This is a genomic window from Thioclava marina, from assembly GCF_002020135.1.
Classification (GTDB): Bacteria; Pseudomonadota; Alphaproteobacteria; order Rhodobacterales; family Rhodobacteraceae; genus Thioclava; species Thioclava marina.
In genome coordinates, this window is sequence record NZ_MPZS01000003.1 from 530340 (window position 1) to 547189 (window position 16850).

Genomic DNA, 16850 nt, shown 5'->3' on the forward strand with positions numbered 1-16850 from the left:
GCATGGCGCTTCGACGGTGGCAAGCGACGGGAAGCTGTCCTTGATCTGGACCACAACCCGCCGCGCGTAGTGAGGAAAGTCGGCTGGCGCGTGTGCATGTGCTGCGCCAAGCCTTTCTGGAGTGAGGACACCACCCGCCAACGCCTGTGTGGCGAGTGCAAAGCGCCCCCGAAGGGGCAGAGACGAACACCATAACCGTCGCGCGGAGTGGCAGCGACGGTGCGGTCTCGCCAACCGCCCGAGGCATAGCGGTTCAGTCCCTCGTTAAACGCAACAGCCGCAGTCAGGGCGGGGTATCTCCTTTCCCCGTGACCTGTAAGCGCCTCGGGAACATGGGTTTCGGGGCGCTTTTTTGTTGAACGAGTCAGCGTGGCCGCGTGTGCTTATGACCTGCTTATGGGGTAGGTCTAGAACTACAAAGACCGCCAGTGGCGGTCTCGGTATGTAGCTGTTTTTATTGGGATTTTTGGCTCCGGCGGTAGGGATCGAACCTACGACCAATTGATTAACAGTCAACTGCTCTACCGCTGAGCTACGCCGGAACACGAGGGGGTGTATAGAAAGCTCGAATTGGGTTGTCCAGAGGGTTCTTGCGAAAAAATTCATCCTTTCGTCACGTCAGCGAAAACAGCGCCTTGGGATGCAGGTGTGGGGCAGGGGTCACCAGGGTTTGTTGCGTCATTTCAACGAGATGGGCGAAGACGTTTCGCTCGGCTGCGGGCAGGAGGGCGGGCGGGATATCGGTGTAGATGGCTTGCGTGAGGGCGTGGGGCGTCGCAGGCCGCCGGCGCAAGTTTTCCAGGATCTGGACGCTTCGGGACTCGCGATGGGCGCGCTGCTCGGAAATGAGCCCGCGCGGGTCCGAAACGGGCGCGCCGTGGCCGGGGTAGAGGATGCGGGGGGTGAGTGCGTCGATACGCTCCAGAGAGAGGTAGTAATCGCTCAGATCTCCATCCGGGGGAGAGATCAGCGTCGAGGACCATCCCATCACCACATCGCCGGTGAGCACCGCATCGCCCAGCACGAAACTCAGATGATTGCAGAAATGGCCCGGCGTATGCAGCGCGGTGACCTGCCAGTCGCCATGCGACAGCGTTTCGCCATCGCCGAGTGGCTCGTCGGGGTGAAACCCGTGATCGACGCCTTCGCCGCCGCCCGCCATGCCGGCCGCGGCCAATTCGGCCATGATCGGCGAGCGACCGGCCTCGGGCGGCCCGAAGGCCAGAACCGGGGCGCCCGTTGCGTCGGCAAGAAGCCGGGCGCCGGGAGAATGGTCGAGATGGGCATGGGTCACGAGGATATGGCTGATGCGCTCGCCCCGCGCGAGACCGTCGAGAATCGCCTGAAGATGCGCGGGGTCGGCCGGGCCGGGATCGACCACACCGACCGCACCGGTCCCGATCACGTAGCTGCAGGTGCCCGTATAGGTCATCGGCGAGGGGTTGGGCGCCACGATCCGCCGCAGGCCCGGCTCGAGTTCTTCCATCTTTCCCTCCGCTTTGGCCGACGCTAGGGTTCTGCCATGAATTTTCGCTGGCTCAAACAGGTGATGCCGCGCGGGCTTTACGGGCGGGCCGCGCTGATCCTCATTTTGCCGGTCGTCACGATCCAGCTCGTCGTCTCGGTCGTCTTCATCCAGCGTCATTTCGAACGCGTCACGCGGCAGATGACCGAGGGCATGGTGCGCGAGATCGTCCTGCTCGATCAGGTGGTGACGAAGGCCGCGACGATCGAGGCCGCACGCGAGCGCCTTGCAGAACTCGACGAAGCGCTTGGATTCATCACCGTGCTGCCCGCTCCCGCTTCGGTGGCGAAAAACCGCGGTGACCGGCGCAAGTTTCTCGACTTGACCGGGATCGTCGTGCTCTCGACCCTGCACGAGAACCTGCCCGCGATCCGCTCGATCGATCTTGTGAGCGATGACAACAAGGTCGCGGTGGCGCTCGAGACCCCGAAGGGGCTTTTGTCGGTGATCTTTCCGCGGGGGCGGGTCTCGGCTTCGAACCCGCATCAGTTGCTGGTGCTGATGGTCTTCGTGTCGATCCTGATGACGCTGATCGCCTATCTGTTCCTGCGCAACCAGTTGCGGCCGATCCTGCGGCTCGCGCGGGCCGCCGAGGCATTCGGCAAGGGGCGCAACGTGGATTATCGGGTGTCGGGGGCCACCGAGGTGCGTTCGGCTGGTTCGGCCTTCCTCGACATGCGTGCGCGCATCGAGCGACAGATCGAACAGCGCACGCTGATGCTCTCGGGGGTGAGCCATGACCTGCGCACGCCGCTGACGCGGCTGCGGCTGGCGCTCTCGATGATGCCCGAGAGCCCGGATGTCGAGGCGATGGAGCGCGATGTCGACGAGATGGGCCGCCTCGTCGACGCCTTTCTCGATTTCGCCCGCGAAGGGGCGACGCAGGGCAATCCCGAGACGCTGGAGATTTGCGGTTTCGTGCGCGGTGTCGTCGAGGATGCGCAGCGCGCGGGCCAAAAGGTCACGCTTGTCGGCTGCGAGGGGGGCGAGACCGCGACTTTCCGGCCCGATGCGCTGCGCCGCGCCTTTGAAAACCTTATCGGCAATGCCAATCGGTATGGCGAGCGCGCAGAGGTGACGGTCTCGATCGGCAAGACGGGATGGCGAATCGCGGTTCATGACGACGGGCCCGGCATCGCGCCGGAGCGGCGCGACGAGGCGATGCGGCCCTTCACCCGGCTCGATCCTGCGCGCAATCAGGATCGCGGGCAGGGCGTGGGTCTGGGGCTTTCGATCGCCGCCGACATCCTGCGCAGCCATGGCGGGTCGCTGAAACTCGGGCATTCCGAACGGCTTGGCGGATTGATGGCCGAAATGATCCTGCCGCGCTGACCGCTGGCCGCGCACCCAACCCTTTCGCTGGCCTGCGGAGCGCCTTTCCGCTATCTCCCGATCCGCTCTTGCGACCCGTGCGTGGGACGCGCATTGTGACGAGTGAGTGACATGGCCTAGTTGAATGGGCGCCATACGCCTCCTAGATATTGGGTTGAACAGGGAAGGGACGTGGCTGCCGAAAATCGGGGCCGGACCCTTCTGCCAGAAAAGGAACGCCGATGACCGAATTCACCTCAGTCACCCATCCGGTCCTGCCGCTGCGCGACATCGTGGTCTTCCCCCACATGATCGTGCCGCTCTTCGTCGGGCGCGAGAAATCCGTGCGCGCGCTCGAAGAGGTGATGGCCGAGGACCGTCAGATCTTGCTCGCGAGCCAGATCGACCCCTCGCAGGACGACCCTGACACTGACGGGATCTTCCGCGTGGGCGTGCTCGCCAATGTGTTGCAACTGCTCAAACTGCCCGATGGCACCGTGAAAGTGCTCGTCGAGGGCAAGAGCCGCGTGCGCATCACCGATTTCGTGCCCAACGACAACTATTTCGAAGCCGAGGCCGAGGCTCTGATCGAGACCGAAGGCGACACCGAGACGATCCGTGCGCTGCTGCGCTCGGTCGCCGAGGAGTTCGAGCGCTACGCGAAGATCAAGAAGAATATCCCCGAAGAGGCGCTCTCGGCGGTGGCCGACGCTACCGAGGCCGACAAGCTCGCCGATCTCGTCTCGGGCCATCTGGGCCTCGAGGTGGAGCAGAAGCAGGAGCTTCTGGAAACGCTCAACGTCTCCGAGCGCCTCGAGAAGGTCTACGGGCTGATGCAGGGCGAGGTCTCGGTTCTGCAGGTCGAGAAGAAGATCAAGTCGCGCGTGAAGACGCAGATGGAGAAGACCCAGCGCGAGTACTACCTGAATGAGCAGATGAAGGCCATTCAGAAGGAACTCGGCGATGGCGAGGACGGCCAGAACGAGATCGCCGAGCTGGAAGCGCGCATCGAGGCCACGAAGCTGTCGAAAGAGGCGCGCGAGAAGGCCGAGGGCGAGCTGAAGAAGCTCAAGTCGATGTCGCCGATGTCGGCCGAGGCCACCGTCGTGCGCAACTATCTCGACTGGATGCTGTCGATCCCGTGGGGCACCAAATCCCGCGTGAAAAAGGATCTGCTCAAGGCGGAGGAGATCCTCAACGCCGATCACTACGGCCTCGAGAAAGTCAAGGAGCGCATCGTCGAGTATCTCGCGGTGCAGGCGCGTTCGGCCAAACTGAAGGGCCCGATCCTCTGCCTCGTCGGCCCGCCCGGCGTGGGTAAGACCTCGCTCGGCCGTTCGGTCGCGAAAGCCACGGGGCGCGAGTTCATCCGCATCTCGCTCGGCGGCGTGCGTGACGAATCCGAGATCCGCGGCCACCGCCGGACCTATATCGGCTCGATGCCGGGCAAGATCATCCAGGCGCTGAAAAAGGCGAAGACCACGAACCCGCTCATCCTGCTCGACGAGATCGACAAGATGGGGCAGGACTTCCGTGGCGACCCGGCCTCGGCCATGCTCGAAGTGCTCGATCCCGAACAGAACGCGACCTTCGTCGATCACTATCTTGAGGTGGAATACGACCTCTCGAACGTGATGTTCCTGACCACGGCGAACTCCTACAACATGCCGGGCCCGCTTCTGGACCGGATGGAGATCATCTCGCTCGCGGGCTACACCGAGGATGAGAAGCGCGAGATCGCGAAACAGCACCTGATCCCCAAGCAGATCAAATCGCACGGGCTGAAGAAGGGCGAGACCGCGATCACCGATGGCGCCCTGACCGACGTGATCCGCTACTACACCCGCGAGGCAGGTGTGCGGAACCTCGAGCGCGAGATCGCCAAGCTCGCCCGCAAGGCGGTGACCGAGATCATCAAGTCGAAAGGCGAGGTCAAGTCGATCACCATCGACGAGGATAAGGTTGGCGACTACCTGGGCGTGAAGCGCTACCGCTACGGTCTGGCCGAGAAGGAAGACCAGGTCGGCGTGGTGACAGGTCTGGCCTGGACCTCCGTTGGTGGCGATCTGCTTCAGATCGAGGCGTTGCGCCTGCCGGGCAAGGGCCGGATGAAGACCACCGGCAAGCTGGGCGACGTGATGAAGGAATCCATCGACGCGGCGTCGAGCTATGTCCGCTCGGTCGCGCCCGAATTCGGCATCAAGCCGCCGCGCTTCGAGAAGTGGGACATCCACGTTCACGTGCCGGACGGGGCGACCCCGAAGGACGGCCCCTCGGCGGGTCTGGCGATGGTGACCTCGATCGTCTCGGTGCTGACCGGAATTCCGGTGCGCAAGGATATCGCCATGACCGGCGAGGTCAGCTTGCGCGGCAATGCGATGCCGATCGGCGGGTTGAAGGAGAAGCTGCTCGCGGCTCTGCGCGGTGGCATCAAGACCGTCTTCATCCCCGAAGAGAACGAGAAGGACCTCGCCGAGATCCCCGACAACGTGAAGGAAGGGCTCGAAATCGTACCCGTCACCCATGTGAAAGAGGTTCTGGCCCGCGCGCTGGTGCGCCAGCCCGAGCCGGTCCATTGGGATGAGGAAGCCGAGGAGGCCGCGGCTGCGGCTGCCGCGGCGGCCAAGACGGACGGGCAGGGCGCAACCGCGCACTGATCCCTCACGCTGATGACAAATGAAACGCCCGTTGCCCGCGCAACGGGCGTTTTGCTTTTTCGTGCGGATATGGCTAAGTTATTATAAAAGCGCCGAAAACAGGAGCCGAAATGGCCAAGGGCAGCACGCCCAGCACCTCCAGACCGCGCAGCCGAACGAAAGGGCCGAGCACGAAGCGCAAAATGGCCCCGAAATCTGCCGCCTCGCTCACGCCTGCGTCGCAACCCGCGCCTGCGCCCGATCCGGTCATCATCTTGCGGAAAAAGAGCTTCGTGGAGCGCGTCATGGTCGAGGGCGGCGTCAGGAAGGGCGAGGCGCGCCAGATGACCGAGGCCGTGCTGAAGGTGCTGGGAGAGGCGCTCTCGGAGGGGGAAGAGCTCAACATTCCGCCGCTTGGCAAGCTCAAGATCAACCGCCAGTTCGAGAAGAATGGCGACGAGATCCTGGTGGTCAAGCTGCGCCGCAAGGGGGCGGATACGACTGACGCGGGGGCGTCTGAAAAAAGCGATCAAAACCCTCTTGCGGACCCCGGGGAGGGACGCTAAAACGCGCGCCACGGAGGGCGATTAGCTCAGCGGTAGAGCGCATCGTTCACATCGATGATGTCGGGGGTTCAAATCCCTCATCGCCCACCATCCCCCCTCCTTCACATTATGAAACGACGGGTGTGCCCCGGCGCTGCACGCGCGCGCACTGCCGGGAATGAACCTGTTTGGGGCAGGGTGCGTACGCCCGAATTCGCCTTACTGGCTTCGCTTGCGACCGATGCGCGACACGGTTCGGTCAAAGGCATAGCCCACCGGCGTCGGCTCGAGCTTGTCATTGACGAGATTGATCTGCGGCTGGCGCCCGTTCCACTGATAGGGATTGGCGGCATACCAGGCGTGACGCTCGATGAATGCCAGCCCCTCCATCATCTCGATCGCTGCTGCGGCAAAAGCCGCATTTTGCGCATAGCTGACCTTGGCGGGCCGGTTCCAGTCGACATAGGCGAATTCGGTCACCCAGATCGGGCGCTTGTATTCGGCATGGACCTTTTGGAGCCACCGCTTGAACTCGGCCACGTTGCCATTGGTCGAATAGTAATGCACCGCCATGAAGTCGACCCGCATTCCGCGCACCTCGACCTCATCCATGAAACGGCGCTGCCAGGAATTGGGTCCGAGCGTGCCGTCTTGCGTGGTGGCGGGGCTACCAAGGCGCAGCCCGCGCGCTTCGAGTTTCGGCCAGAGCTTGATCGCCTTCGCGACCGAGATCGCGCTGCCCGCTTTCAGATCTGCGTTGTCGGGTTCGTTGAAGCCGAGAAGCGTGCGCACCGGCGTATCCGACACGATCCGGGCATTCACATCTGCCACATCGCGGATCATCGGCACGAATTCGACCGAGCGGTTGGCGTTCGACTTGCTCCACATCTGATCGGGACGCCAGTTGTAATACCAGCTCACCGCGGGCGCGTTCTCGATCCAGTTGATCATCGTGTAGCTGGCATTTTCCCAGGCACCGACACCGATCCGCGCCGCATTCGATTGCATGGGCATGAGCATGAGTCCTGCCAAAAGGAATTGCCTGATCATCCGCCGACGTCGCCTCTCACGTTTTTTGCAACCCTAGCGGGCAATTCTGCCGATTTTGAGGCGAAATTGCGGAGCGCCGAGCGGACGTGCAAGATCCCGCCGACTCGGGGGTGCGGAATGCCCGGAAATCAGGCAGGACACAAGTTCTGGTGGGGCGTCAGGGCGTCGTCCACGAGTGGCTGTGGGTGATGGGAACTGCCGCGGTCTCCCGAGGTAGTCGCGATTCCCCTGCAATTCATGATGCAACTTGGTTGAATCGGCCCAATTTTCCCAATGAGGCAGGCAGCCAACAATGCCTCCGCAGCGCTTCGTTAGAGCGATGCAGGTGCCAAGCGCGACGCGCCAATGCGAATGCCCAGGACGAGTGAGGGGAAGTGGCGGAGAGACAGGGATTCGAACCCTGGGTGGGCTCACACCCACAACGGTTTTCGAGACCGCCCCGTTCGACCGCTCCGGCACCTCTCCGCATCGGTGGTCGTTTTGGTAGAGCGGGATTTATCGCCCCGCGCGGTGGCTTGCAACCCGTTTTTCGGAAATTTTTTGCAAGCGTTCGCGCGGGGCGTTTTTCTCGGGGATCAGCGCATCCGCAGCGCGCCGTCGAGGCGGATCACCTCTCCGTTGAGATAACCCGAGCGGATGATGAAACCGGCCAGTTCGGCGTATTCGGTCGGCTCTCCGAGGCGTTTGGGGAAGGTGACCTCGGCGGCGAGGCTGTCCTGCACATCCTGCGGCAAGCCTTTCATCATCGGTGTCCCGAAAATCCCCGGCGCGATGGCGCAGACACGGACACCTTGCGTGGCCAGATCGCGCGCGAGCGGCAGGGTCATCCCTGCGATACCGCCCTTGGACGCTGCGTAGGCGGCCTGGCCCTTCTGCCCGTCGAATGCAGCGATGGAAGCGGTGTTGATGATCACGCCGCGCTCGGGGCCCTCGTTTTTTGCCATCTCGGCGGCGGCAAGGCGCAGCACGTTGAATGAGCCGACGAGGTTGATGTCGATCGTGCGCCGGAAGCTCTCGAGCCGGTGCGGACCGTCACGCCCCACCACGCGTTCACCCGTGGCGATGCCCGCGCAATTGACCAGCGCGTCGATTCCGCCCATCGCCGCGACCGCCACGGCGATTCCGGCGGCGACGCTCTCCTCGGAGGTCACGTCGACCTCGGCGAAGGTCGCGCCGATCTCGCCCGCCATCGTTTCGCCCTGAGCGCGGTCACGGTCGAAAATCGTGACCTTTGCCCCCGACTCGGCGAGATGGCGTGCCGTTGCCGCGCCGAGACCTGAGGCCCCGCCTGTCACCACCGCCCTGAGTGCCGTCAACTCCATGTGATCCTCCCAGAAATGAACATATGTTCAATAATCTCTCTCGCGCAGTCTTTTGTCCAGTCATTGCAGAGGCTTTCACATGCGCAGAAAAGCGCTGGATTGATCACATTTCGGCAAGTCCCCGCCGAGCCTCGGAACCGGGTGCATTGACTGTGAATTTAGGAAGCATAGGTCCGTGCAACGGATCTGATCCAAACATCTCGAACGAGGGATGAACCCTCAGACAGGAGAGAGAAACATGAAACGGATTATCGTGACTTCGAGCATTCTGGCGCTGACCGGCACGGCGGCGCTGGCGGGCGGGTATACCGCTCCGCAGACCGAGGCGGTCGTGACGCCCGCACCGGTCGTTGTTGCTCCGGCCAACTACAACTGGAGCGGCTTCTATGGCGGTGCCCAGCTGGGCTACGGCAAGGCGCAGGACGCGATCGAGGCCGATGGTGTCGTGGGCGGTATCCACGGCGGCTACCTCAAGGATTTCGGCAATTTCGTCCTCGGTGGCGAGCTGGCCTATAACGCCGCGAACCTGAAAGAGACGATCAACGACGGCGAAACCACGACCACCGCCAAGGTCAAGAGCATGACCGATCTCAAGGCGATCGGCGGCGTTCCCTACCAGAACATGCTGTTCTACGGCACGCTCGGCGCCTCCTACGTGGATGCCGAAGTGGGTGGCACCAGCTACTCGGATACCGTGCCGCTGGTCGGTCTGGGCATGAAATATGCCATCAACGACAAGTGGTCGGTGGGTGGTGAGCTCGATCATCGCATCGGCAACAACTTCGACGGTACCACGAACGATCTGAACACCACGACGCTCGCGCTGACGGCGTCCTACAAGTTCTGATCCTCGGCGATCTGAAAGCAAGATTGGCGGGCGGAGGCGATGGTCTCTGCCCGTTTTCATGCGCGGCTACCAGCGCCCGCTGGCCCCGCCGCCGGAGGAGTGACCTCCACCGAAACTCCCGCCCGAAGATCGGCCGCGCGTAGGGATCGTGAAACTCTCGCGCCCGGTCCAGCCGCAATGCGGACAGCGGCGGATCCAGACGCCCTGACCGGTCGTTTTCCGGGTGGCCTGCGTGCTGATCTCGCGCGTGACATCGAGGCCGCGACGGCCGCAATTTGGACACCGCGTGAACCGCCCGCGCAATCGGCGTCCGAGCAAGATCACGGCCGCGGCGAGCCCGAAGACGACAAACACCGCGTAGCGCAGGATCTTGTCGAGAACCCCTTCTGCCCGGTCGGGCGACGGCTGCGGCGGCAGACCTTGCGCCCAGCGATCGGCGATCCGGGTGATGATCTCGTCGCTGCCCGCGAGGATGCCGGTGGGCAGATCGCCGTCGCGAAACGCGGGCAGGATCACGGTGCGGATGATATCCTGCGCGGGGATGTCGTATTCGGGGCTGTAGCCAGAGCCGAGTTCGATGCGCACCTCGCGATCCTGCACCAGCACCATCAACAGGATGCCGTCATTGCGCTCGGCATTTCCGATCCCCCAGCCGTTGAAAAGCCGCGTCGCGAAGCTCTCCAGGGAGGGCGCGGGGTCGTAATCGGAGCGCGTCGGCAGGGTGAGCACGGTGAACTCGATCCCGGTCTTTTCACGCAGCTCGGACAGCTTCGCATCGAGCGCATCGCTTTGCGCGGGCGCCAGGACATTCGCGAAATCATTGACCCCGAGGGTTTCATAGGCGGGGTAGGGCGTCGCTGCTGCAAGGCCGGCCCAGAGGATCAGAACAAAGGTCAGAACGAAGCGCATGATACCTCCAGTGCCTGGAGGGCGTCACCCCGGCGGGATGAGCCCCAACCCGCGCAGGTAAACCCCGATCCCGCTTTCGAGCAGATCCTCGGGCGCGAAGGGGGAGCGGTTGCCCTCGCGCGCGTACAGCTCGACCACACCATGGCTCATCGCCCAGATATGGGCGGCCACCATCGCCGCGGGCGGGCGTTTTTCTGGCGGGACATGTTCCATCAGCGCGCGCGTCGCCCGCTCCATCGCGGCGCTGGATTTCGAGGCCACGGCGGAAATCTCGGGCGAGCGGTTGGGCGAGATGCCGCTTTCGAACATCGCCATGTAGTGACCGGGATATTTCTTCGCGAAAGCCAGATAGGCCCGCCCGACCGAGGAAAACGCTGCCAGAGCCGAAGGTTTTCCCTCATGCCAAGCGTGTTCCAGGAGGTCACCGAAGATCAAGTATCCCTGACGCGCGCATTCCGCGATCAGATCCTCGCGGCCGGCGAAATGGCGATAGACTGCGGCCGGGGTGACGCCCGCGCTTTTCGCAGCCTCCGAAAGCGTGAACCCGGTCGGGCCCTTTTCCTCGATCAGCTTCAGCGCGGCGCTCACCAGCGCCTGACGCAGGTTGCCGTGATGATAGCCTTGCTTAGACATTCAGAACGTCGATGCCGCCGCAGATCTTCTTGTCGATCTCGCCGATCGCATCCTTGTCCTTGCGCGCGTAATCGACCGCGTTCAGCACCGTCTGGATCGCCGCGATGCGCGCGCGCTTCTTGTCGTCCGAGCGGATCACGGTCCAAGGTGCGTGTTTGCTGTCCGAACGCTCCAGTGTCTCCTGGATCGCGGCGGAATAGGCGTCCCAGCGCTTGAGGCCCTCGACATCGATCCAGCTCAGCTTCCATTGCTTGAGCGGGTCGCTCTCGCGCGCGAGGAAACGGCGCAGCTGTTCGGCACGGTCCACGTTGAGCCAGAGCTTGGCCAGCGTCACCCCGTCCTCGACCAGCATCTTCTCGAAATCGGGGAGCTGGTGGAAGAAATGCTCGCGCTGCTGGGGCGTGCAGAAGCCGAAGACATGCTCGACCACGCCGCGGTTATACCACGAGCGGTCGAACATCGCGATCTGACCCGCCGCGGGCAGCCAATCCACATAGCGCTGGAAGTACCATTGCGTGGCCTCGGTCTCGGTGGGTTTGGGCAGCGCCACGACATAGGCCGAGCGCGGGTTGAGGTTCTCCCGCATCCGCCCGATCGTCCCGCCCTTGCCGGCCGCGTCGCGCCCCTCGAAGATCACCGCGAGCCGCTTGCCGGTCTCCTTGACGTCCCAGAACATCTTGACCAGCTCGACCTGAAGCGCCTCCATGTGGCGGTCGTATTTCTTGCCCTTCAACTCTTCGTCGTAAGGGTATGATTTGGAAAGGATATCATCCTTGTCCGACATCGTGATCGCGTCGCGAATTTCCTTCGGCGCCTCGGTTTCGAGGAATTTAGTGATATCGCCGACGAAAGGGATCTCGAAGGGGGTTTCGTTCTTGTCCTTGGCCATCGCCGTCTCCTCGTTTCGCGCAGTATGGGGTGGCGTTGCGGGCGGCGCAAGAAGCCAGCACGCGACGCCTTTGGTTCGGGGGCGATGCCTCCGGCGGAGATATTTGGGTCAAGAAGAAGGGAGGGGCCTGTGTTCCACCCCAAATCTTCCGCTTGCTCAGTCGTTGTGGAGGCGGGCCGCGACGCGGTCGACGGCGGCCACGGTTTCCTCCAGGGCGACATGCGGCAACATATGCCCGACCCCCGGGAGAGAGACCAGTTCGGCCCCCGGGACCTGGCGGGTGAAGGGGACGGCATGGATCTGCTCGCCCACGATCATATCGGCAGAGCCATGAAGCGATATCACCGGCAGGTCGAGATCGGGGTAATGCGGTATTAGAGCCGCGATCTCGTCTTTCAGCGACGCGCGCTGGCGGGCATTCACCCGCATCGTCCGGGCGCGCAATGTCATGCCGGGGCCGAACCACTCGGCATAGCCGTCGGGCATGTCTTGCGGCTCGAAGACCGAGGCGACCTCGGAGCGCAAGAGATCGGGGGGGGTCCAGGCAGAGATCAGCGGCACCGCGATCGCCTGGCCCAACGGCGGCGTAGTGATCTGGTAGAGTGCTGGCAGCGGGTCCTCCCAGGTCTGCGAGGGGGCGGCCACCGGAACCAGCGCCGACAGGGTACCGGGTCGCGTGACCGCCCAGGCGATGGCGACAGCCCCGCCATAGGAATGCCCAAGGACGATCGGATCGCGGGCACCGGCTTCGGCCACGGCGCGTTGGAGAAGCTCTGCCTGCGCGGTGATCGAGTCGCCCTCCAGCGGGTCGGACCAGCCGAAACCCGGCCGGTCGGGCACGAAGACGCGGTACCGCTTGGCCAGCTCCGGCGCGAGATCGAAGGTCAGCGCGCGCGCCGAGCCCGACGCGCCGTGGATCAGGACCAGATCCGGCCCCTGAGCGCCCATGACGACCATATGCACGCGCTGGCCGCCGACCTCGACGAAGATCCCGTCGGGCGGATAGGCGGCCTCGGCGCGGCTCGCGCGCCAGGAGGCGACGCTCCAGGTGGCCCCGCCGAGCGCGAGGGCGATGAGGGCGATACTAGCGGCCAATCTCTTCCAGATCATAAGGTGTTCCCTGGTAGATCTCGTTGATCCAGTTGCCGTAGAGCAGGTGGGCATGGCTCTTCCACCGGTTCGTGGGCACACGGCTCGGATCGTCGTCAGGGTAGTAATTCAGCGGCACGTTGATCGGCTTTCCCGCCGCCACGTCGCGTTCGTATTCTTCCTTCAGCGTGCCGCTGTCATATTCGAAATGGTTGAAGATATAGAGCGCGCGATGGGCGCGGTCTTCGACCAGACAGGGGCCGGTTTCGTCCGAATGCAGCAAGGTCACCATGCCCGCGGCTTCCAGCTCGTCGCGTTTCATCTCGGTCCAGCGGCTCACCGGGATCAGCAGATCGTCGGAGAAACCCCGCAGGTAGGGCGAGGCGGGCGCGCAATTGCGATGTCGGAAGCAACCGAAGGCCTTGTGATCGAGCATGTGTTTTTTCACGCCGTGGAAGTGATAGGCCATCGCCATGCCCCCCCAGCAGACGCCGAAAGTGGAGAAGACATGGCTTTGCGTCCACTCGAGGATCCGAGTGAGCTCTTCCCAGTAAGTCACTTCTTCGAAAGGCAAATGTTCGATCGGGGCGCCGGTGATGATGAGCCCGTCGAACTTTTCGCCCGTCGCCGCGACCTCCTCGAAGGGCCGGTAGAACTCTTCCATGTGCTCGGCCGCGGTGTTGCGCGTCTGGTGGTCGGTGATCCGGATCAGCTGGAAATCGATCTGGATCGGGGTCGCGCCGATGAGCCGGGCGAACTGGTTCTCGGTCTGGATCTTTTTCGGCATCAGGTTCAGCAACCCGATGCGCAAGGGCCGGATTTCCTGACGCATCGCGCGTTCGGGCGTCATCACCATCACGCCTTCCCGCGACAGGATGTCGAAGGCGGGGAGGTTCTCAGGAAGCGTGATCGGCATTGTTTTCAGTCTCTTGCGGGTCGAAGTTCAAGTAAAGTCGTCGCGGCACGCCTCAGACGGGAAGCGTATCCGCGATCAGCGATGTAAAATCTTTTCCGTTGCGGACAAGGTAAAGATCCTCGGCGCGGATCTTCACCCCCCAGTTTTCTGCCATCGCCGCATAGCGCGGCTGACGATGGGCGAGCGCCTGCGCATAGGTCCAGCGCACGAAGTCATCGGGATCGACCTTGTCCTCGGCGACGCCTTTCAGGTCACGATATTCGGTCCATTTCGCGGCGAGGAACTGCGGCTGATAATACATCGGCTTCGGCGCCCGGTCGAAACGTTTCACCAGCTCTTCGGTATGTGCGTCCGAGCCCTCGATCCAAACCATCAGCAAATTTTGCGACAGCGCGGTGAGGATCGGGTCCTCGGGGTCTTCGGGATCGACCACCTCGCAGATCGAACCACCGGAATCGCACAGGAAATTGCCGATGCCGTAGATGTCCTCGGCGCGCTCGATGAAATGCTTCGTGTCGAGCAGCGCCGCCATCTCGGCCTCGCGATGCTGGGTCTGGCGGTGCAGATATTCGTCAAAGGGCAGGCCGCCCTTGGCCGGATCGCCGGGCTTGCCAAGATAGGTCGAGAGCGGCGCGAGGTTCTCGAAGGTGATGTTCGAGGCGATATAGACCGAGTCCGACAGCAGAAGTTCGGCGAGGAAGGGGTTCTTCATCGCCTCGCGCTTGAAGTTGTCAGCGATATACTCGCCCATGTAGCGCGTGCCGATGCGGTAATCGACGGAGTAGTGAAACCACCCCTCGTCACGCAGCAGGTTCGCCGCCCAGGTCTTGCCCAGCCCCGACATGCCAAAGAGCGCGACGCGCTTCTTTTCGGCGCCCAGCCACTCTGCGCGATTGGAATAGATCATCCGGTTCCTCATTGGTCTTTGGCCCCGGTTTAGCCTGCGCGCGCGGGCGCGTCACGGGGTTTTGGCGGGTGCGACGCGTTTGCTCGGGCGGCGATTGAGGATCATCAGCCCCAGCGCGAGCAGCAGAAAGCCCGCGCCCTCGGCCCATCCGAGGCGCTCGTCATAGACCGCCCAGCCCGCGACGATGGCAACCGGCGGGATCAGCAGCGTCACGAGTGCCAGATTGGCCGCGCCCGCAAGCGCAAGGATGCGGTAATAGAGCAGGTAGGCCAGAGCGGAGCAGCCAAAGCCGAGCCAGAGCATCGCAAACCAGACCGAGGGCGCGTAGTCTAGGCTCGGCATGCCCTCGGTGATCAGAAGGATCGGCAGGGTCCAGATCGCTCCACCCGTGAGCATCCCGGCCGCAGCAACTTCGGGTCGTAACCCCTTGATCGCAAATCGCGCATAGGCGCCTGCGAACCCGTAGCTCAACGAGGCGCCAAGGATCGCAAGCTGACCTGCCGATGTGAGGTCAAAGCCTCGCAACGCATCCGGCCCGATTGCCACCACGACGCCAGCAAAGCCGATCGCGATGCCGGTCATCTTGCGCGGGCTCAGCCGCTCGTCCGCAAAGACAAGGGCCGCGATCAGCGCGCCGAAGATGGCGGTGGAGGCGTTGAGGATCGAGGCGAGGCCGCTATCGATATGTTTCTGCCCCCAGACGATCAGGGAAAAGGGAATGGCGTTGTTGAGAAGCCCCATGATCAGGAACCGCCCGAGATAGCGCGGATCGCGTGGGACCGGCAGGTTTCGCACCGCGACCCAGATCCAGAGCAAGACCGCGCCTCCCAAGACGCGCAGGAAGACCACGGTGGCCACGCCTGCGCCTTCGAGCGCGGCGCGGTTGCTCAGGAAGGACGAACCCCAGATCAGGGCGAGCCCACCAAGGAGCGCCCAGGCGAGCGGAGAGATCGAGAGGGGATCGGGCGTCTGTTTCATGCCCCGAGCGATAAGCCCGAGCCGCGTCCCGCGCCACCCGGATTTTGCTCATTGGTCAAGAAAAAGCCCCGCGCGAGGGCGGGGCTTTTCGGTTCGTTGTGGATCGGACGCGGATCAGAAGTTGATCCCGACGCGCACGCCAGCGCCCCAGCCCGAGTTGTCGGTGAAAACGCCGCCATACGGGACGTTGTCGATTGCGGTGTAATAGTTGGTCTTCGCATCGCCGATATCGACATAGCGGATGCCACCGGTAACCTTGATATTGTCGGTTGCCTGATAGCTTGCAGCCAGCGAAACGGACTTGAAGCCATCGGTCGGACCGAGGTTGCCAGTACGCTCGCCGGTATGCTTTTCATAGCCGAACATGACGGCCCCGGACCATTGTTCGTTGAAGCGACGGCCGACCCCGATGTTATAGGTGACCGTGTTGTCGCCATAATCGACAAGCGAGGCGCCGGTCTGGCTGTAATACCCTGCCGGCGTGATGTCGAACTGCGTCCAGTGAACCCAACGCACCGAGCCCATCAGAAGGGTATCCTTCGCGATGCCGGTCTGGAATTCGAGATTCACCGATTCCGGAATGGTCGTCGAGAACGGAAGGCTCGGGTTGCCCATCTCGGTCACGCGGAAGCTGTGCTTGATCTTCGAATTGTAGGTCAGCGCAACGCGCGCCGCGATTTCAGGCTTTTCCCAGGCCGCGCCGATCACGTAGCCGAAGGCGGAGTCCGACGAGGTGTTCATCGTGTAACCGTTCGACAGCGTCACCTTGCCCTTGACGCTCTCGCTGCGGATGCCGCCATAGACCGAGAAATTGTTCGGAAGCTTGTAGCGAAGCAAGCCCGTCACAGCCGACGAGTAGATGGCCGCTTTCGAACCCGCGAGCGGGTAGGGCGCGGTCGAAGGATAGTTCACCTTCGCGCCGACCGGCTGGTCGACGACGATCGCCAGATCCCACTTGTCGCTGAGAGCTTGCTTGTAACCGAAGCTGAACGTCCCGTAGCCCGGAGCCATGTCGCCGGATTTCGCGGCCGGATTTGCCTCGAAGCTGCCCGAAACATTCGGATTGAACGCGCCGAAGTTCAGTTCGAGGTAGTTGCCTTTTTCAAACAGAATGCCGGCCGATTGGGTCGAGCGTTCGACCCCGCCTGCATGGGCGATGCCGGCGCTGAGCGCGAGCACGGCCGCAGAAGTCATAACACGTTTCATATTGTTCCTCTTCCCTAACGTGTTGTCCTGGTTCCCTGAGCCGACGCTATCATCCGAGGGATGTGAATCAATCAGGCTTCTAGTTTG

Annotated in this window: 15 protein-coding genes and 3 tRNA genes; 5 read left to right on the plus strand and 13 right to left on the minus strand. The window is 63.1% G+C overall.

Annotation, left to right across the window (positions count from 1 at the left end; genetic code table 11):
• Positions 1 to 467: 467 nt before the first annotated feature.
• Together BMG00_RS16720 and BMG00_RS16725 are read right to left on the minus strand one after the other, a co-directional pair.
• A tRNA-Asn gene (locus BMG00_RS16720) sits at positions 468 to 542 on the minus strand.
• A 71-nt stretch (positions 543 to 613) separates the two neighbouring features.
• Positions 614 to 1486, minus strand: a complete 873-nt coding sequence (locus BMG00_RS16725; RefSeq protein ID WP_078575172.1) for an MBL fold metallo-hydrolase — start codon at positions 1484 to 1486, stop codon at positions 614 to 616.
• A gap of 36 nt (positions 1487 to 1522) precedes the next feature.
• On the opposite strand from BMG00_RS16725, the gene BMG00_RS16730 reads away from it, so the two are divergent.
• The 4 genes from BMG00_RS16730 to BMG00_RS16745 all read left to right on the plus strand — a co-directional run bounded on the left by BMG00_RS16730 (position 1523) and on the right by BMG00_RS16745 (position 6128).
• Positions 1523 to 2857, plus strand: a complete 1335-nt coding sequence (locus BMG00_RS16730) for an ATP-binding protein (protein WP_078575174.1) — start codon at positions 1523 to 1525, stop codon at positions 2855 to 2857.
• A 221-nt stretch (positions 2858 to 3078) separates the two neighbouring features.
• Positions 3079 to 5493, plus strand: coding sequence for an endopeptidase La (gene lon / locus BMG00_RS16735; protein ID WP_078530577.1), 2415 nt, complete (start codon positions 3079 to 3081; stop codon positions 5491 to 5493).
• Positions 5494 to 5675: 182 nt separating this feature from the next.
• On the plus strand, positions 5676 to 6038 hold the full coding sequence (locus tag BMG00_RS16740; RefSeq protein ID WP_078575293.1) for an HU family DNA-binding protein: 363 nt from the start codon (positions 5676 to 5678) through the stop codon (positions 6036 to 6038).
• 15 nt (positions 6039 to 6053) lie between these two features.
• Positions 6054 to 6128, plus strand: a tRNA-Val gene (locus tag BMG00_RS16745).
• Positions 6129 to 6236: 108 nt separating this feature from the next.
• Here BMG00_RS16745 and BMG00_RS16750 read toward each other — a convergent pair.
• The 3 genes from BMG00_RS16750 to BMG00_RS16760 all read right to left on the minus strand — a co-directional run bounded on the left by BMG00_RS16750 (position 6237) and on the right by BMG00_RS16760 (position 8389).
• Positions 6237 to 7031 (minus strand): glycosyl hydrolase, encoded by a 795-nt coding sequence (locus BMG00_RS16750; protein WP_245795073.1) that lies wholly within the window; start codon positions 7029 to 7031, stop codon positions 6237 to 6239.
• Positions 7032 to 7442: 411 nt separating this feature from the next.
• Positions 7443 to 7532: transfer RNA gene (locus tag BMG00_RS16755), tRNA-Ser, on the minus strand.
• A 110-nt stretch (positions 7533 to 7642) separates the two neighbouring features.
• On the minus strand, positions 7643 to 8389 hold the full coding sequence (locus BMG00_RS16760) for an SDR family NAD(P)-dependent oxidoreductase (RefSeq protein WP_078575179.1): 747 nt from the start codon (positions 8387 to 8389) through the stop codon (positions 7643 to 7645).
• Between the two features lie 238 nt (positions 8390 to 8627).
• Between BMG00_RS16760 and BMG00_RS16765 the strand changes: the two genes are divergently transcribed.
• On the plus strand, positions 8628 to 9236 hold the full coding sequence (locus tag BMG00_RS16765) for an outer membrane protein (RefSeq protein WP_158521759.1): 609 nt from the start codon (positions 8628 to 8630) through the stop codon (positions 9234 to 9236).
• Between the two features lie 66 nt (positions 9237 to 9302).
• Here the strand turns inward: BMG00_RS16765 and BMG00_RS16770 are convergent, their stop codons facing one another.
• From BMG00_RS16770 to BMG00_RS16805, 8 genes are all read right to left on the minus strand, one after another.
• Positions 9303 to 10145 carry a TPM domain-containing protein gene (locus tag BMG00_RS16770; RefSeq protein ID WP_078530566.1) on the minus strand — a complete coding sequence of 281 codons (843 nt, stop codon included), beginning with the start codon at positions 10143 to 10145 and terminating at the stop codon, positions 9303 to 9305.
• A gap of 24 nt (positions 10146 to 10169) precedes the next feature.
• Positions 10170 to 10778, minus strand: a complete 609-nt coding sequence (locus BMG00_RS16775) for a TetR/AcrR family transcriptional regulator (protein ID WP_078530565.1) — start codon at positions 10776 to 10778, stop codon at positions 10170 to 10172.
• Positions 10771 to 11667, minus strand: a complete 897-nt coding sequence (ppk2, locus tag BMG00_RS16780; RefSeq protein WP_078575180.1) for a polyphosphate kinase 2 — start codon at positions 11665 to 11667, stop codon at positions 10771 to 10773. The genes BMG00_RS16775 and ppk2 overlap by 8 nt, the downstream gene beginning before the upstream one ends.
• A 156-nt stretch (positions 11668 to 11823) precedes the next feature.
• Positions 11824 to 12777: an alpha/beta fold hydrolase gene (locus BMG00_RS16785; protein ID WP_078575182.1), complete on the minus strand. Its 954-nt coding sequence runs from the start codon at positions 12775 to 12777 to the stop codon at positions 11824 to 11826.
• Positions 12752 to 13672 (minus strand): homoserine O-succinyltransferase, encoded by a 921-nt coding sequence (locus tag BMG00_RS16790; protein WP_078575184.1) that lies wholly within the window; start codon positions 13670 to 13672, stop codon positions 12752 to 12754. The genes BMG00_RS16785 and BMG00_RS16790 overlap by 26 nt, the downstream gene beginning before the upstream one ends.
• Before the next feature lie 52 nt (positions 13673 to 13724).
• Positions 13725 to 14579, minus strand: a complete 855-nt coding sequence (locus BMG00_RS16795; protein ID WP_078575186.1) for an ATPase — start codon at positions 14577 to 14579, stop codon at positions 13725 to 13727.
• Positions 14580 to 14630: 51 nt separating this feature from the next.
• Positions 14631 to 15557 (minus strand): DMT family transporter, encoded by a 927-nt coding sequence (locus BMG00_RS16800; protein WP_078575188.1) that lies wholly within the window; start codon positions 15555 to 15557, stop codon positions 14631 to 14633.
• Between the two features lie 114 nt (positions 15558 to 15671).
• Positions 15672 to 16763 carry an OmpP1/FadL family transporter gene (locus tag BMG00_RS16805; RefSeq protein WP_078575190.1) on the minus strand — a complete coding sequence of 364 codons (1092 nt, stop codon included), beginning with the start codon at positions 16761 to 16763 and terminating at the stop codon, positions 15672 to 15674.
• Positions 16764 to 16850: the final 87 nt, after the last annotated feature.